General features: G+C 72.4%; 15 protein-coding genes. 11 read left to right on the forward strand and 4 right to left on the reverse strand.

All coding sequences use genetic code 11. From position 1 onward, the window contains the following. Window positions 1-34: 34 nt before the first annotated feature. The 7 genes from ACVW00_RS04355 (at window position 35) to ACVW00_RS04385 (ending at window position 8,823) form a co-directional block, all read left to right on the forward strand. Complete coding sequence (locus ACVW00_RS04355) at window positions 35-1,162, forward strand: transglycosylase family protein (RefSeq protein WP_457109677.1); 1,128 nt, start codon at window positions 35-37, stop codon at window positions 1,160-1,162. 245 nt (window positions 1,163-1,407) lie between these two features. Then, window positions 1,408-2,271, forward strand: a complete 864-nt coding sequence (rsmA, locus tag ACVW00_RS04360; protein ID WP_457109678.1) for a 16S rRNA (adenine(1518)-N(6)/adenine(1519)-N(6))-dimethyltransferase RsmA — start codon at window positions 1,408-1,410, stop codon at window positions 2,269-2,271. Then, window positions 2,268-3,164 (forward strand): 4-(cytidine 5'-diphospho)-2-C-methyl-D-erythritol kinase, encoded by an 897-nt coding sequence (locus tag ACVW00_RS04365; RefSeq protein WP_457109679.1) that lies wholly within the window; start codon window positions 2,268-2,270, stop codon window positions 3,162-3,164. The genes rsmA and ACVW00_RS04365 overlap by 4 nt, the downstream gene beginning before the upstream one ends. Further along, a complete protein-coding gene (locus tag ACVW00_RS04370) occupies window positions 3,157-4,971 on the forward strand; it encodes an ABC-F family ATP-binding cassette domain-containing protein (protein ID WP_457109680.1) in 1,815 nt (604 codons plus the stop codon). The genes ACVW00_RS04365 and ACVW00_RS04370 overlap by 8 nt, the downstream gene beginning before the upstream one ends. Window positions 4,972-5,002: 31 nt before the next feature. Beyond that, complete coding sequence (locus ACVW00_RS04375) at window positions 5,003-5,644, forward strand: LysE family translocator (protein ID WP_457109681.1); 642 nt, start codon at window positions 5,003-5,005, stop codon at window positions 5,642-5,644. A 138-nt stretch (window positions 5,645-5,782) separates the two neighbouring features. After that, the gene (locus tag ACVW00_RS04380) at window positions 5,783-7,441 is read left to right on the forward strand and encodes an FAD-dependent oxidoreductase (RefSeq protein ID WP_457109682.1); all 1,659 of its coding nucleotides are present in this window, start codon (window positions 5,783-5,785) and stop codon (window positions 7,439-7,441) included. Continuing rightward, window positions 7,438-8,823 (forward strand): sensor histidine kinase, encoded by a 1,386-nt coding sequence (locus ACVW00_RS04385; protein ID WP_457109683.1) that lies wholly within the window; start codon window positions 7,438-7,440, stop codon window positions 8,821-8,823. The genes ACVW00_RS04380 and ACVW00_RS04385 overlap by 4 nt, the downstream gene beginning before the upstream one ends. 12 nt (window positions 8,824-8,835) lie before the next feature. Here ACVW00_RS04385 and ACVW00_RS04390 read toward each other — a convergent pair whose 3' ends face one another. Next, window positions 8,836-9,867 carry a helix-turn-helix transcriptional regulator gene (locus tag ACVW00_RS04390; protein ID WP_457109684.1) on the reverse strand — a complete coding sequence of 344 codons (1,032 nt, stop codon included), beginning with the start codon at window positions 9,865-9,867 and terminating at the stop codon, window positions 8,836-8,838. Window positions 9,868-9,983: 116 nt separating this feature from the next. Here ACVW00_RS04390 and ACVW00_RS04395 point away from each other — a divergent pair, with 116 nt between their 5' ends. Beyond that, the gene (locus ACVW00_RS04395; RefSeq protein WP_457109685.1) at window positions 9,984-10,274 is read left to right on the forward strand and encodes a hypothetical protein; all 291 of its coding nucleotides are present in this window, start codon (window positions 9,984-9,986) and stop codon (window positions 10,272-10,274) included. Between the two features lie 5 nt (window positions 10,275-10,279). On the opposite strand, the gene ACVW00_RS04400 is transcribed toward ACVW00_RS04395, so the two are convergent. After that, a complete protein-coding gene (locus ACVW00_RS04400) occupies window positions 10,280-10,780 on the reverse strand; it encodes a MarR family winged helix-turn-helix transcriptional regulator (RefSeq protein ID WP_457109686.1) in 501 nt (166 codons plus the stop codon). 87 nt (window positions 10,781-10,867) lie between these two features. Between ACVW00_RS04400 and ACVW00_RS04405 the strand changes: the two genes are divergently transcribed. Further along, window positions 10,868-11,701, forward strand: a complete 834-nt coding sequence (locus ACVW00_RS04405) for a trans-aconitate 2-methyltransferase (protein ID WP_457109687.1) — start codon at window positions 10,868-10,870, stop codon at window positions 11,699-11,701. Here ACVW00_RS04405 and ACVW00_RS04410 read toward each other — a convergent pair. Further along, window positions 11,679-12,692 (reverse strand): glycerophosphodiester phosphodiesterase, encoded by a 1,014-nt coding sequence (locus tag ACVW00_RS04410; RefSeq protein WP_457109688.1) that lies wholly within the window; start codon window positions 12,690-12,692, stop codon window positions 11,679-11,681. The genes ACVW00_RS04405 and ACVW00_RS04410 overlap by 23 nt on opposite strands. Before the next feature lie 118 nt (window positions 12,693-12,810). On the opposite strand from ACVW00_RS04410, the gene ACVW00_RS04415 reads away from it, so the two are divergent. Then, entirely contained in the window at window positions 12,811-13,191 is a 381-nt protein-coding gene (locus ACVW00_RS04415; RefSeq protein ID WP_457109689.1) for a VOC family protein, read from the forward strand. Then, window positions 13,191-13,874 carry an alpha/beta fold hydrolase gene (locus tag ACVW00_RS04420; RefSeq protein WP_457109690.1) on the forward strand — a complete coding sequence of 228 codons (684 nt, stop codon included), beginning with the start codon at window positions 13,191-13,193 and terminating at the stop codon, window positions 13,872-13,874. The genes ACVW00_RS04415 and ACVW00_RS04420 overlap by 1 nt, the downstream gene beginning before the upstream one ends. On the opposite strand, the gene lon is transcribed toward ACVW00_RS04420, so the two are convergent. Further along, window positions 13,871-16,183: an endopeptidase La gene (lon, locus tag ACVW00_RS04425; protein WP_457113071.1), complete on the reverse strand. Its 2,313-nt coding sequence runs from the start codon at window positions 16,181-16,183 to the stop codon at window positions 13,871-13,873. The two genes, ACVW00_RS04420 and lon, sit on opposite strands and share 4 nt — an antisense overlap. Window positions 16,184-16,193: the final 10 nt, after the last annotated feature.

Consider the following 16,193-nt stretch of genomic DNA (forward strand, 5'->3'; position numbering starts at 1 on the left):
CCCGCGGCCCGGGAAGCACGAACATCGGAGCACCGTGCGCTTCCTCGCACAGATCAAGACTGCCCTGGCCCACGTGATCGCCAGCCCGCGCTGGCTGGCCGGCCTGGTCGCCACCATCGCCGTGGCGCTGGCCCTCACGACCGTCGGCTACTCGGTGGCCACCCGGAAGGTCACCCTGTCGGTCGACGGCAAGCAGCACACCGTGCGGACCTTCGGCCACGACGTGCGGGCGGTGCTGGCGGACCAGGGCATCACGCTGACCTCCCGCGACGTCGTCGTGCCGTCCCCCGACAGCGCCGTCCACGACGGGTCCCGGATCTCGGTGCTGTTCAGCCGTCCGCTGCAGGTCAGCGTCGACGGCGCCGAGCAGACCTACTGGACCACCGCGACCAGGGTCTCCACCGCCCTGGACCAGCTCGGCATCCGCGTCGCCGGAGCCGCACTGTCGGCGAGCCGTAGCGCCCCGATCGACCGCGAGGGCATGGCCCTGCGGATCACCACACCCAAGACGGTCACGGTCAAGCTCGGCCGGGCCAAGGCGCACAAGGTCGTGCTCGCGGCCGAGGACGTGCGCGACCTCTTCGACGAGCTCGGTGCGGCGTACGACGACAACGACCTCGTCGAGCCGGGCCTGGACGCACCGGTGGTCGACGGCCAGCGGATCGTGCTCACCCGCGTCAACGTCGAGAAGGTGAACGTGCCGCGCGAGTCCGTGGCGCCGCCGGTCGTCGAGCGCCAGGACTCCACGCTCTACCAGGGCGACCGCGAGACCGTCCGCGCCGGCACCCCCGGCCTGCGCGACGTGACCTACAAGGTCGTGTACCGCAACGGCCGCGAGTTCCGCCGGGTCGTGCTCTCCGAGACCGAGCTCAAGGCGCCCGTCCCGACGATCGTGAAGGTCGGCACCAAGCCGGCGCCGGTCAGCAGCGGGAGCGGTGCGTGGGACCGGATCGCGCAGTGCGAGTCGGGCGGCAACTGGCACGCCAACACCGGCAACGGCTACTACGGCGGCCTCCAGTTCAGCCTCGGCACCTGGCGGGCGTACGGCGGACCCAGCCGGCCGGACCTGGTCAGCCGCGAGCAGCAGATCGCGATCGCCGAGAAGGTCCGGGCGGCCAGCGGCGGCTACGGCGCCTGGCCGGTGTGCGGCAAGCTCGCCTGAGGTTCTTCGCCGAGCGGGCAGAGAAGCTGCCCGGGAGCACGCCGAGCGGGCAGAAAAGCTGCCCGGGAGTACGCCGAGCGGGCAGAGAAGCTGCCCGGGAGCACGCCGAGCGGGCAGAAAAGCTGCGTGGTCACTGTCCCGGTGTGCAGCGTTTGTGCCCGCTCGGCGTACCGACGTGCTGTCTTTCTGCCCGCTCGGCGCACGTGCGGGACGCGTTTGTGCCCGCTCGCCGTACCCTTCTCGACGTGACCGACCGCCCGACCCGCGCACCCCGGCTGCTCGGGCCGGCGGAGGTCAGGTCCCTGGCGGCCGCGCTCGACCTGCGCCCCACCAAGCAGCGCGGCCAGAACTTCGTGATCGACGCCAACACCGTGCGCCGGATCGTCGCCGACTCCCGGATCACCGCCGACGACGTCGTGCTCGAGGTCGGCCCGGGGCTCGGCTCCCTGACCCTGGCGCTGCTCGCGGTCGCCCGCCGGGTGGTTGCGGTCGAGGTCGACCCCGTGCTTGCCGGTTCCCTCCCGGCCACGATCGCAGACCGGGCGCCGGACCAGGCCGGTTCCTTCGAGGTGGTGCTGGCCGACGCGCTCCGGGTCGAGCGCATCCCCGGACCGGCGCCGACCGCGCTGGTCGCCAACCTGCCCTACAACGTCTCGGTCCCCGTCCTGCTGCACCTGCTCGACCTGCTGCCCTCCCTCGAGCGCGGGCTGGTGATGGTGCAGTCGGAGGTCGCGGACCGGCTCGCCGCGGTGCCCGGCTCGAAGGCGTACGGCGTGCCGTCGGTCAAGGCCACCTGGTACGCCGACGTGCGCCGTGCCGGGGCGATCGGCCGCAACGTCTTCTGGCCGGCGCCCAACGTCGACTCCGGTCTCGTGGCCTGGACCCGGCGTGACCCCCCGCGCACGCACGCGACGCGGGAGCAGGTCTTCGCGGTGATCGACGCGGCCTTCGCCCACCGGCGCAAGGCGCTGCGGCCCTCCTTGCGCGAGCTGGCCGGGTCCGCGGAGGCGGCCGAGACGGCGCTGGAGAAGGCCGGCATCGACCCGATGACGCGCGGCGAGACCCTGCGGATCGACGACTTCGTGCGGATCGCGGAGGCCCTGTCGTGACTGTCACCGTCCGGGCGCCCGCGAAGATCAACCTCCATCTCGGGGTGGGTCCGGGCCGCGACGACGGCTACCACCAGCTCGCGACCGTCTACCAGGCGATCGGGCTCTACGACGACGTGACCGCGACGGAGGCACCCGCCTGGACCGTCGAGGTGACGGTGTCCGGAGATCTCGACGTGTCGCAGGTCCCCCTCCACGAGGACAACATCGCCATCCGCGCCGGCCACCTGCTCACCGAGCACCACGGGATCGACCGCAGTGCGCACCTCTCGATCGCCAAGAGCATCCCCGTGGCGGGTGGCCTTGCCGGGGGCAGCGCGGACGCGGCGGCTGCACTCGTCGCGCTGGACCGCCTCTGGGACCTGCAGACCCCCGACGCCGACCTGCTCGCGCTGGCCGGCCGGCTCGGCAGCGACGTGCCCTTCGCGCTGCTCGGCGGGACGGCGTACGGCACCGGGCGGGGCGAGCTCGTCGAGCCCGTCGCCGACAACGGCCAGTGGTGGTGGGTCGTGGTGCCGAACGGTGAGGGGCTCTCCACGGCGGCGGTGTACGCCGAGTACGACCGCCTCGGCCTCGGCGAGACCCTCCGTGTGCCCGAGGGCCTCTTCGGCGCCCTGGCGGACGCCTATCCCGAGGGCCTGGCCGGCGAGCTGCACAACGACCTCGAGCCGGCCTCGCTCGAGCTGCGGCCGGAGCTCGCGCGCACCAGGCTGCAGATCCTCGAGTGCGGTGCGTATGCCGCGCTGCTCTCCGGCTCCGGCCCGACCTGGCTGGGGCTCGCCGGCGACGCAGACCACGCACGGGAGATCGCGGCCGAGCTGTCCGAGAGCCATCCCGTCGTGCTCTGCGCGCCCGGACCGGTCGCGGGCGCTCACGTGGTGACCTATGCCTAACCTCGTCAACCTCGAGCGGGTCTCGAAGTCCTACGGCGTCCGGATCCTGCTCGACGAGGTCAGCCTCGGTGTGGGCGAGGGCGAGCGCATCGGCGTCGTGGGTCGCAACGGCGACGGCAAGACGACCCTGCTCAACCTCATCGCCGGCCGGGTCGAGCCGGACGGCGGCCGGGTGTCCCGTGCCCGCGGACTCCACCTGGGCTACCTCGACCAGCGCGACCTGCTCGACGACACCCACACCGTGCGGGAGGTCGTGCTCGCCGGCAAGGCCGACCACGAGTGGGCGGCCGACCCGACGACGCGCGAGGTCGTCGAGGTGCTGCTCGCGGGGGTGTCTCTCGACCGCGTCGTGCACGGGCTCTCCGGGGGAGAGCGGCGCCGCTGCTCGCTGGCCCGGCTGCTGCTCGAGCCCGACGACCTGCTGATCCTCGACGAGCCCACCAACCACCTCGACGTCGAGGCGGTGGCCTGGCTCGCCGACCACCTGTCCCGGCGTACCTCGGCGCTGGTGGTGGTGACCCACGACCGCTGGTTCCTCGACGCCGTCTGCGAGACCACGTGGGAGGTCCACCCGGGCGCCGACGGAGGTGGCGTGGTGGACAGCTACGACGGCGGGTACGCCGCCTTCGTGCTCGCCAAGGCCGAGCGCCAGCGGCAGGCGGCCGCGTCGGAGTCGCGGCGGCAGAACCTCGTGCGCAAGGAGCTCGCCTGGCTGCGCCGGGGCGCACCCGCGCGTACGACGAAGCCGAAGTTCCGGATGGACGCGGCCAACGCCCTGATCGAGGACGAGCCGCCGCCGCGCGACCGGCTCGCCCTGGAGCGGTTCGCCACCCAGCGCCTCGGCAAGGACGTGGTCGACCTCGAGGACGTCGACCTGGTCCGGGGTGAGCGGACCCTGCTGCGGCACGCCACCTGGCGGCTCGGCCCCGGCGACCGGGTCGGCATCGTCGGGGTCAACGGTGCCGGCAAGACCTCGGTGCTCAACCTGGTCGCCGGCACGCTCGCGCCGACGGTCGGCCGGGTCAAGCGCGGCCGGACGGTCGCCCTCGAGCACCTCACCCAGGACGTCACCCCGGAGGACCCGGAGGCGCGCGTGCTGGCGACCGTCGAGGACATCCGCCGGGTGACCCGCACCGCCACCGGCCAGGACGTGTCCGCGACCTCGCTGCTGGAGCGGTTCGGCTTCACCGGTGACCGGCTGACCGCACGGCTGGGTGACCTGTCCGGTGGAGAGCGTCGTCGCTTCCAGCTGCTCAAGCTGCTGCTCGCCGAGCCGAACGTGCTGCTCCTCGACGAGCCGACCAACGACCTGGACATCGAGACCCTGAACGTGCTCGAGGACTTCCTCGACGGCTGGCCGGGCACGTTGATCGTCGTCTCGCACGACAGGTACTTCCTCGAGCGCGTCACCGACACCGTCTGGGCCCTGCTCGGCGACGGCACCATCGGGCTGCTGCCGGGCGGGGTGGACCAGTACCTGGAGATGCGAAGGGCAGAGACCGCCGCGGGCGGGGTTTCGACAGGCTCAACCACCGGGGGCGGGGTTTCGACAGGCTCAACCACCGGGGGCGGGGGCAAGGCACGCGTCGGGGGCGCCGACGAGCGCTCCGCCCGCAAGGCGCTGGCCCGGATCGACCGGCAGCTCGAGCGGATCGCGATCCAGGAGGCCGCGCTGAACGGCGAGATCGCTGCGGCTGCCAGCGACTACGCCGCGCTGGCGAAGCTGTCCGAGCAGCTGCGCCTGCTGCTCGCCGAGAAGGAGACGCTCGAGGCCGAGTGGCTCGAGGCGGCATCCATTCTCGAATGACGCGGACTGCCTGCGCGGCTAGCGTGGCTCCGTGATCTCCCTCGACCAGGTGCTCGCCTTCGGGCTGGCTGCCCTCATCCTGATCGCGATCCCCGGCCCGAGCGTCGTGTTCGTGATCGGCCGCGCGCTCGCCTACGGGCGGGCGGTCGCGCTCGCGACGGTGCTCGGCAACACCCTCGGGCTGCTCACGATCGTCGCGTTCGTCTCGATCGGGCTCGGCGTCGTCGTGCAGGAGTCGATCACCGTCTTCACGGTGCTCAAGCTCGCCGGTGCGGCGTACCTGGTGTGGCTCGGTGTCGAGGCCGTACGCCGTCGCCGGGACTTCCTCGCGGCCGACGCCCTCGAGCTGGCCGGCGGGATGACCTGGCGGCGTGCGATCCGGCAGGGCTACATCGTCGGGGCGTCCAACCCCAAGGCGTTCGTGATCCTGGGTGCGGTGCTGCCGCAGTTCGTCGACCGCGATGCCGGTCACGTCCAGGTTCAGATGCTCCTGCTCGGGCTGCTCGCGGCCACGATCGGCGTGGTCTCCGACAGCCTCTGGGCCGTGATCGCGAGCCAGCTGCGTGCCTGGTTCAACCGGTCGCCCCGCCGCGGGGAGGCCATGGGAGCCGTCGGCGGCCTCTCGATGATCGGCCTCGGCCTCGGGCTCGCCGTCACCGGCGAGCCGCGCTGACCGGTGCTCGACCCCTGGCTCGTCCTGGGGCTGGTCTAGAGCATCGGCCGGCCATCTGTCTGGCCACCTCGCGGTTCGCTCGCTCCCGGCCCGCTGCCGCGGGATACTCCGCGGAGGCAGTCACCACGGGGAGGGTGCATGGGCAAGGCGACGATCCTGACGGTCGACGACGACCCGCAGGTGCTCGCCGCCGTCGCCCGCGACCTGCGCCGCCACTACGGTGACCGCTACCGGATCGTCCGGGCCGGCGGTGGTGCCGAAGCCCTCGAGGTGCTCGCCGAGCTGGCGCTGCGTGACCGACCGGTCGCGCTGATCGCCGCCGACCAGAGGATGCCGCAGATGACCGGCATCGAGCTGCTCGAGCAGGCGCGCACGCACGCACCCGGCGCGAAGATGGTGCTGCTCACGGCGTACGCCGACACCGACGTCGCGATTCAGGCGATCAACGACATCGGCCTGGACTACTACCTGCTCAAGCCGTGGGACCCGCCGGAGGAGCGCCTCTACCCGGTCCTCGACGACCTGCTCGGCGACTGGGAGCACGCCAACCCCGAGCACGCCACCGACGTGCGGGTCGTCGGTCACCGCTGGTCCCAGCAGAGCCACGAGATCAAGACGTTCCTGGCGCGCAACCACGTCCCCTACCGCTGGCACGACGTCGAGACCGACATCGAGGGGAAGCGGCTGGTCGACCTGGCCAGCGCCGGGGTGGTGGACCTGCCGCTCGTGCTGGTGCCCGAGGGTGACGTGCTGCGCGCGCCTTCGACCCTCCAGGTCGCCGAGGCGCTGGGGCTGCGGACCCACGCCGAGCAGCCGCTCTACGACGTCTGCATCGTCGGGGCCGGACCCGCGGGGCTGGCCGCGGCGGTGTACGCCGCGTCCGAGGGACTGGGCACCGTGATCGTCGAACGGGAGGCACCGGGTGGCCAGGCCGGGCAGAGTGCCGCGATCGAGAACTACCTCGGGTTCCCGAAGGGGCTGAGCGGGTTCGACCTCACCCAGCGCGCGAGTGCCCAGGTGGCCCGGTTCGGCGCCGAGGTCGTGCTCGCACGCGACGTCGTCGGGTGCGAGCGGCGCGGCCCCGTGCACGCCGTGCTCCTCGAGGGTGGCGGGGTGATCGAGGCCCGCGCAGTGATCATCGCGACCGGCGTCTCGTACCGCCGCCTCGAAGCAGAGGGCCTGGCCGAGCTGACCGGTCGCGGCGTCTACTACGGAGCGAACGCCGCCGACGCCGCCCAGAGCCAGGGTGAGGAGGTGCTCGTGGTGGGAGCCGCGAACTCCGCCGGCCAGGCGGCGCTGAACCTGGCCCGGTACGCCAAGCGGGTGACCCTGGTCGCACGCGGGTCCTCGCTCGAGGCGTCGATGTCGCAGTACCTCGTCGAGCGGATTGCGGCCGAACCGGCCGTCGAGGTCAGGCTCGATGCCGAGGTGACGGCGGCGTACGGCGACGGCCACCTGGAGTCGGTCACCCTGTCCGACCGCCGCACCGGGACCAGCGAGCAGGTCTCGACCAGCACGCTGTTCGCCTTCATCGGCGCGTCGCCGCGCACCGACTGGCTCGGCGACGACGTGGTCCGCGACGAGCACGGCTTCGTCGTCACCGGACAGGACCTGACCGTCCTCGACGGCGGACAGCGCTGGCCGCTCGCGCGTGCGCCCTTCGCCCTGGAGTCCAGCGTGCCCGGCCTGTTCGCGGCCGGCGACGTGCGCAGGGACTCGATGAAGCGGGTCGCCTCCGCGGTCGGCGAGGGCGGGATGGCGATCTACCACATCCATCGATACCTGGCGACGACATGATCGCGGTGGCGGACCTGCGCCGGCTCAGTCTCTTCGACGGCGTGAGCGACGACCACCTGGCCGATCTCGCCCGCGCGGGCGAGGAGGTCGCCTTCGAGAGGGGCACCCTCCTCTTCACCGAAGGCGAGCACGCCGACTCGTGGTGGGTGCTCGTCGACGGCGCCGTCGACCTGGTCCGGAGGGTCGGACGCGAGGACGTCGTCGTCAGGACGATGAACGTCCCCGGCCTCTGGGCCGGCGGCTTCCGCGCGTGGGACGAGCACGGCGTCTACCTCGCGACCGGCCGCGGAGCGGCGGAAGGGCGCCTCCTCCGGGTGCCCGCCCCTGCACTCCGGGAGCTCGCAACCGCGTGGTTCCCGCTCGGTGTGCACCTGATCGAAGGCGTCTACGGCACGGCGCGCAGCATCGAGTCGACCGTGCGCCAGCGCGAGTCGCTGGTCGCGCTGGGGACACTCGCTGCCGGGCTCGCCCACGAGCTGAACAACCCCGCGGCGGCCGCCACCCGCGCGGTCGACACCCTGCAGGATGCGTCCGGCTACCTGCTCAGCTCCCTGCGCCAGCTCGCCGACAAGGACATCACCGCCCAGCAGTTCGCGGCGCTCGACGCCCTGCGCCTCGAGCTGCAGCCGCAGCCGCCGACCCGGAGCGCCCTGGACGTCGCCGATGCGGAGGACGCAGTGGCGACCTGGCTCGAGGACCGCGAGGTCGAGGACGCCTGGCAGATGGCACCGGCGCTCGTCTCCGGCGGTGCCGACCCGGCCTGGTGCGAGAAGGTCGAGGCAGCGCTCGGGGCCGAAGCGCTCCGCGCCGGCGTCTCGTGGGTCGCCAGTGCGGTGTCCGTCGAGCTCTTCCTGGCCGAGCTCAAGGAGTCCACCCAGCGGATCTCCAACCTGGTCGCCACGGTGAAGTCGTACTCGCAGATGGATCGCGCGTCGCGGCAGCGTGTCGACGTCACCGAGGGCATCGAGAGCACCCTGGTGGTCCTGGGCCGCAAGCTGCGCGACGGCGTGACCGTCGTGCGCGAGTACGACGCCGGCGTACCGGAGATCGAGGTGTACGCCGGTGAGCTCAACCAGGTCTGGACCAACCTCATCGACAACGCGCTCGACGCGATGGAGGACGCCGGCACGTTGCGGCTCTCGACGCGCAGCGAGGACGGTGCGGTCGTGGTCGAGGTGGCCGACACCGGCGGCGGCATGCCGCCCGAGGTCGTGACCAGGGCGTTCGAGGCGTTCTACACGACCAAGGACGTCGGCAAGGGGACCGGGCTGGGGCTCGACATCGCGCGGCGGATCGTCGAGGAGCGCCACGGCGGCTCGATCTCCGTCGACACCGGCCCCGACGGCACCACGATGACCGTCCGTCTCCCGATCGACGCCTGATCGGCGCCGCGGCTACCGGCCGCCGACGGCCCGGGCGAGCATCTGCTGCCGGGTCCGGGCACTGGTCTTGGCCAGCGCCGCCTTCACGTGGTCGTTCACGGTGTGCTCGGAGAGGAAGAGCTGGTCGGCGATCTCGCGCGTGTCCAGGCCGACGCCGAGCAGGGTGAGGACCTCCGACTCGCGGGCCGACAGCCCGTGCGCCCGGGCGAAGAGGTCCATCCGCTCAGCGGATGTGGACGGCTCGATCGACACCGCGATGTCCTCGCCCAGCCGGGAAGCCCGCACGGTCACCCAGCGGCCGTCGCCGAGGTGCACCCGCGACCACGGCTCGCCCAGGGGGATCCCGGCTTCCTGCGCCAGGAGCGCGGCCCCGATGTTGTACGCCGCCGCGGGGATCGGCGTCATCGGCTCGTCGGGCGGCAGCAGCCGCATCAGCGCAGCGGACGCGTCGTCGGTCTGGCCGCGGACCTCGAGACCCGGGTCGAGCACGATGACGGCCGGACCCGTAGTGGCGAGGGCCCCGGCCGGCTCCGCGAAGGTCCGTGCGACTGCTGCCCGCAGGCCTTCGGTGACGGTCGGCACCAGGGCGGTCAGGAGGTCGAGGTCCGCAGCGGTGAAGGGGGAGGAGCCGCGCCACAGCTCGAGGTAGCCCCAGGCGCCGTACCGGTCGGCGAAGGCGACCGCACCGGTGTCGACGATCCCGAGCTCGCGCTGGACGTGCTGCCAGACCAGCGACTCGGCGGGTGAACGGGTCGCGGTGAGCAGCGACGACGCGGCGTGACCGAACAGCCGGTCGGGGCGGTTGACCTCGGTCAGGTAGCGCCAGCGGATCAGCTCGGGTAAGCGGGCCCAGGGCAGCATCGGCACGTCGGCGTGCGGGGCGGTGGCGACGTGGGTCACGGGGTCGGTGAGCGCGAACACGTGCCCGTCGTACGGGAGGTGCTCGCGCAGGACGGCCAGGATCCGCTCGCGGAGGGCCTTCGCGGACAGGGCCTCACCACACGCCTTCTCGACCCGCCGGATCAGCTCCTGGGTCGACCTCACCGGCTGAGCGTAGGCGTGGCGACATCGCCGAGGACATCCCCAGCATCAGGGATGGGCGCGAGCGGGGGTGCGGGCGAACGCTGGGCGCAGCAACCGACCCCAGCCAGGAGGACGTCATGGCAACGCTGCACATCGAGAACACCGTCCGGGACTTCGACGAGTGGAAGGCGGCCTTCGACAAATTCGGCCGCTTCCGGGCCGAGAAGCGGATGCGCGCCTACCGGATGGCCCGTCAGGTCGGCGACCCCAACAAGGTCGTGATCGACCTCGACTTCGACTCGGTCGAGGACGCCACCGACTTCCGCGAGGCGCTCGAGCAGATCTGGCGCACGCCGCAGTCGAAGGAGCAGCTCGTCGCGCACGGCACCCCGCAGCTGTACGACGTGGTCGAGCAGCGGGTCTTCTGAGCCCCTCAGCGCAGCGGGTTCATCAGCCGCTTGAGCAGGCCGGCGAGCTCTCCACGCTCGCCGGCCGAGAGCTCGGAGAGCAGCTCGCGCTCGCTGGCCAGCAGCGTCTCGAAGGCGCCGTCGACCGCGCGCTTGCCGGTCACGGTGAGGCCGACGAGCACGCCGCGCCGGTCGTGCGGGTCGGGGGAGCGCTCGACCAGGCCGCGGGCACCGAGCCGGTCGATGCGGTTCGTCATGGTGCCGCTGGTGACCATCGTCTCGCGCAGCAGCTGACCCGGGCTGAGCCGGTAGGGCTTGCCGGCCCGGCGCAGGGCGGCGAGCACGTCGAACTCCCAGGGCTCCACCTCGTGGGCGGTGAACGCCTCGCGCCGCGCCCGGTCGAGCAGGCGGGCAAGGCGGCTGACCCGGCTGAACACCTCGACGGGCGCGAGGTCGAGGTCAGTGCGCTCGCGACGCCACGCCTGGACGAGCTCGTCGACCTCGTCCGCCCCGGGCTCCTCCGCCATGGCAGCATCTTAGTGGCAAAGATTCTTGACATCGAGACAATCGCGACGGAGGATATCTTGATGTCGAGATAGTTCCAAGGAGGCAACGTGCCGCACCGCTGGGACCCCGAGCGCTACCTCACCTACGCCGACGAGCGCGGCCGCCCGTTCGTCGAGCTGCTCGCCCGCGTGCCGGCCGAGCAGCCGGCCACCGTGGTCGACCTCGGCTGCGGGCCGGGCAACCTGACCCGGTTGCTCACGCAGCGCTGGCCGGACGCGCGGGTCGTCGGGATCGACTCGAGCCCGGAGATGATCGAGTCCGCGCGGAAGCTCGAGAGCGCCGTCGCCTTCGAGGTGGCGGATCTGCGTGACTGGGTCTCGACAGGATCGACCACCGGCGTCGACGTGCTGGTCTCCAACGCCACGCTGCAGTGGGTGCCGGGGCACCTCGACCTGCTGCCGGCCCTGGTCGAGGCGATCTCGCCGGGTGGCTGGCTGGCCTTCCAGGTGCCGGGCAACTTCGACGAGCCCAGCCACACCCTCCGCGACGAGCTGGCCGCCGAGACGCCGTACCGGCAGCACACCGGTGGTGTGGCCACGCCGACCGCCCACGACGCGGCCACCTATCTCGCGGCGCTCGCCGACCTCGGCTGCTCCGTGGACGCCTGGGAGACGACCTACCTGCACGTCCTCCAGGGCGACGACCCGGTCTTCACCTGGGTCAGCGGCACCGGTGCGCGGCCGACGCTGCAGGCGCTCGAGGCCGCAGACCCGGCGCTCCGCGCGCGGTTCGAGGACGAGTTCAGGCGGCGGCTGCGGGCGGCGTACCCGGACACCGGCCGCGGCGTGGTGCTGCCCTTCCGACGGGTGTTCGTGGTCGCCCAGCGCCGACACGACCGCAGCGAGACCCTCGCGCCGCTCAGCCCACCGCCTCCAGGCTGAGCCACTCGTCCCGGGCGACCACACCGGTGTCCGCCTGGTCGGTGAAGAACCCGTCCACCCCTGCGTCGAGGAACGCCCGGACCTCGGCCCGCGCGTCACCGGACGCGTTCGGGTCGGTGCCGGCACGGAGGTCGAGGGCCATGAACCGGTTCTCGCTGCGCAGCGTCCAGACGTGCACGAGGAGGCCATGTGCGTGGGCCTCGCCGACCAGCTCGCTGGGCGCTCCGGTGCTGCCTGCCGGATCACGGGGCAGCACCAGGTCCTTGTCCACGCCGACACCTGCGGCGTAGGTGGCGATCTCGGCCAGGCCTCGATGGCTCACCAGGTCGTGGGACGAACCGCCGCCGTCGATCAGCTGCACCAGCGGCAGCCGCGTCAGCTCGTGCAGCCGCCGGAGGTTGCCGGTCTCGAAGGACTGGATGAACACCAGTGCGCCCGGCCCGTCGAGCCCGTGGCGTCGAAGGGTCCGCAGGAGTGGCGTCTCCAGCTCCAGACCGATCGACGCGAAGTGGGTCGGGTGCTTGGTCTCCGGGTAGACCCCGATCCGGCGGTGCAGGCGCCGACTCTCGCGCTTCACCAGGTCGAGCACCTCGTCCAGGGTCGGGATCTCCCAGCGGCCGTCGTACCGGGTGTTGGCCGGCCGCACCTGCGGCAGCCGCTCCCTGGTCCGCAGGGTCTTCAGCTCGGCGAGGGTGAAGTCCTCGGTGAACCAGCCCGTGACGGACCGTCCGTCGACGGTCCTGGTGTCCTTCCGGCTGGCGAACTCCGGGTGGTCGGCCACGTCCGTGGTCTCGCCGATCTCGTTCTCGTGGCGCGCGACCAGCACGCCGTCGCTGGTCGAGACGAGGTCGGGCTCGATGTAGTCGGCGCCCATCGCGATCGCCAACCGGTACGACGCCAGGGTGTGCTCCGGCCGGTAGCCCGCTGCGCCGCGGTGACCGATCACGATCGGCACGGCGACGGCCGCGCGGCCCTTGCGCACCAGCTCCATGACCCCCAGCGAAGCGGTCGCGGGTGACAGTGGTCCGAGCCGCAGGTGACGTGTCGGTGCACAGCGGTGGACGACTTTGTGCTCGCCACGGGCAGAGACGATGCGCGATGCTCACCGCATGATCGATCACATCAGCGTCAACTGCGCGGACGTCGAGGCCTCGAAGCGGTTCTACGACACCGTGCTCGCCGTCCTGGGCCACTCCCGGGTGATGGAGTACGGCGACTTCGTCGGCTACGGCAGCGACGGCAACCCGGCCTTCTGGATCGGCCGCTACGAGGACATGCCGGCCCAGCGCGAGGTCCACGTCGCCTTCACGGCCGCGGATGCCGCCACCGTCCGCGCGTTCCACGAGGCTGCCGTCGGCCTGGGTGCTGAGTCGCTCCACGAGCCGCGGATGTGGCCGGAGTACCACCCGGGCTACTACGGGGCGTTCGTGCGCGACCCCGACGGCAACAACGTCGAGGCCGTCTGCCACCGCGCCTCGGACGGCGACTAGTGCGCTTCGTCCTCGTCCCTGGGGCCGGCGGGGCGGCCTGGTACTGGCACCGGGTCGTGCCGCTGCTCGAGGCAGCCGGCCACGAGGCGGTGGCCGTCGACCTGCCTGGTGACGACGAGAGCGCGGGGCTCGCGGCGTACGCCGCCCTGGTGCGCGACGCTGCACGAGGCAGCAGCGAGGTCGTGCTGGTGGGGCAGTCGCTCGGCGGCTTCACGGTGCCGTTGGTCGCGCGTGACCTCGTCGAGGGCGGCAGTCCGCCGCAGGGCCTCGTGCTGGTGAACGCGATGATCCCGGTGCCCGGCGAGACCCCCGGCGCGTGGTGGGCCGACGTGGGCCACGAGCAGGCCCGGGTGGAGGCGGCGAAGGAGGGAGGCTGGCCGGTGGACTTCGACCTCGACAGCCACTTCCTCCACGACGTCGACACCGCGGTGGTGGCCTCGGGCGAGCAGCACCAGCGGGTCGAGGCCGCGGCGGTGTTCGAGTCGGTGTGTGACATCACTGCGTGGCCCGACGTGCCGACCCGGGTGATCACCGCGGCGGACGACCGCTTCTTCCCGCTCGCCTTCCAGCAGCGCACCGCCCGGGAGCGACTCGGGGTGGAGCCCCTCGTCGTCCCGGGCGGTCACCTGGTGGCGCTGTCGCAGCCGCAGGCGCTGGCCGAGGCATTGCTCGGCGAGGACTAGGCTGCCGCGCTCGCGGTTGCCGCGCCCTCCAGTGCCGTGGCCAGGATCTCCTGCACGTCGGAGACCAGGTGGACGGTCACGGCGGACAGCACCTCGGCCGGCACGTCGTCGAGGTCCGGCTCGTTGCGCCGGGGCAGGAACACCTCGGTGAGCCCGGCCCGCTGCGCGGCCAGCAGCTTCTGCTTGACCCCGCCGATCGGCAGCACGCGCCCGGTCAGGGAGACCTCTCCGGTCATGCCCACCTCGGCCCGCACGGGTCGCCCGGTCAGGAGCGACACCAGCGCCGTGGTCATCGTGACGCCGGCCGACGGGCCGTCCTTGGGCACGGCGCCCGCAGGCACGTGCACGTGGATCGGCCGGTCCAGCGAGCCCACCGGTACGCCGAGCTCGGCGGCGTGCGATCGCACGTAGGACAGGGCGATCTGCGCCGACTCCTTCATCACGTCGCCGAGCTGACCGGTGAGGGTGAGCCCCTGCTTGTCGCCCGGCAGTGCCGACGCCTCGATGTAGAGCACGTCACCGCCCATGCCGGTGACGGCCAGGCCGGAGGCGACGCCGGGAACCGACGTCCGCTCGTGCGACTCCGGGGTGAACCGGGGTCGCCCGATGAGCTCCTTCAGGCCGGGCTCGTCGATGGTCAGCGGCAGCTCCTTCAGCGACGCCTTGCGGAACGCCTTCGCCAGCAACCGCTCGAGCGAGCGCACGCCCGCCTCGCGGGTGTAGTTCGAGGCCAGCTCGCGCAGCGCCTCGTCGGTGACCGTCATCTCCTCGGCGGTCAGCGCAGCCCGCTCGAGCTGCCGGGGGACCAGGAAGTCCCGGGCGATGGCGACCTTGTCGTCCTCGGTGTAGCCGTCGATCGAGACCAGCTCCATCCGGTCCAGCAGCGCCGCCGGAATCGTCTCGAGCACGTTGGCCGTCGCGATGAACAGCACGTCGGACAGGTCGAGGTCGAGCTCCAGGTAGTGGTCGCGGAACGTGTGGTTCTGCGCCGGGTCCAGCACCTCGAGGAGGGCGGCGGCCGGGTCGCCGCGGTAGTCCGCGCCGACCTTGTCGACCTCGTCGAGGAGCACCACCGGGTTCATCGAGCCGGCCTCCTTGATCGCCCGGACGATGCGACCGGGCAGCGCGCCGACGTACGTGCGCCGGTGACCGCGGATCTCCGCCTCGTCCCGGACGCCCCCGAGCGCGACCCGGACGAACTTCCGGCCGAGCGTGCGCGCGACGGACTCGCCGAGCGACGTCTTGCCGACGCCCGGAGGCCCGGCCAGGAGGATCACCGCGCCGGAGCCCCGGCCGCCGATCACCTCGAGGTTGCGCTCAGCCCGCCGTGCCCGCACGGCGAGGTACTCCACGATGCGGTCCTTGACCTCGTCCAGGCCGTGGTGGTCCGCGTCCAGGATCTCCCGGGCCGCGGCCAGGTCGGTCGAGTCCGACGTCCGGGTGCTCCACGGCAGCTCGAGCACGGTGTCGAGCCAGGTGCGGATCCAGCCGGCCTCGGGGTTCTGGTCGCTGGAGCGCTCGAGCTTGTCGACCTCGCGCAGTGCGGCCTCTCGGACGTGCTCGGGCAGCTCCGCCGACTCGACGCGGGCGCGGTAGTCGTCGGAGCCGTCGGGCTCGCCCTCGCCGAGCTCCTTGCGGATCGCGGCGAGCTGCTGGCGCAGCAGGAACTCGCGCTGGTTCTTCTCGACCGACTCGCGGACGTCCTCGCTGATCTTCTCGTTGACCTCGCTCTCGGCGAGGTAGTCCCGCGTCCAGCCGACGAGCAGGTCGAGCCGCTCCTCGACGTCGGGGGTCTCCAGGAGCTGACGCTTCCGGTCGACCGAGAGGTACGACGCCCAGCCGGCCGTGTCGGCCAGGGCGGACGGGTCCTCGATCGCACTGACGGTGTCGACGATCTGCCAGGCCTCACGCTTCTGGAGGACGGTGATGACCAGCTTCTTGTAGTCGGCCGCGAGCTCCTGGGCCCGCTCGGTCGGGGTGCTCTCCTCGACCGGCTCGGCCTCGACCCACAGGGCGGCCCCGGGGCCGGTGACGCCGGAGCCGATCAGCGCACGCCGGCCGGTGCGCAGGACCGCCGCCGCCGCACCGCCGCGGAACCGGCCCACCTTCTCGACGGTCGCCACCACGCCGTACGACGCGTAGCGGTCCTCGAGCCGGGGCGCGACGAGCAGCTCGCCGTCCTCCGTCGAGGACGCCTGGGCGGCGTCGACCGCCGCCTGCGCCGCTTCGTCGAGCTCGATCGGCAGGACCATCCCGGGCAGGAGGACCACGTCGGAGAGGAACAGGACGGGAAGCCGCTTCACAGTCATCGCGAACACC

Source organism: Marmoricola sp. URHA0025 HA25 (genome assembly GCF_054059435.1).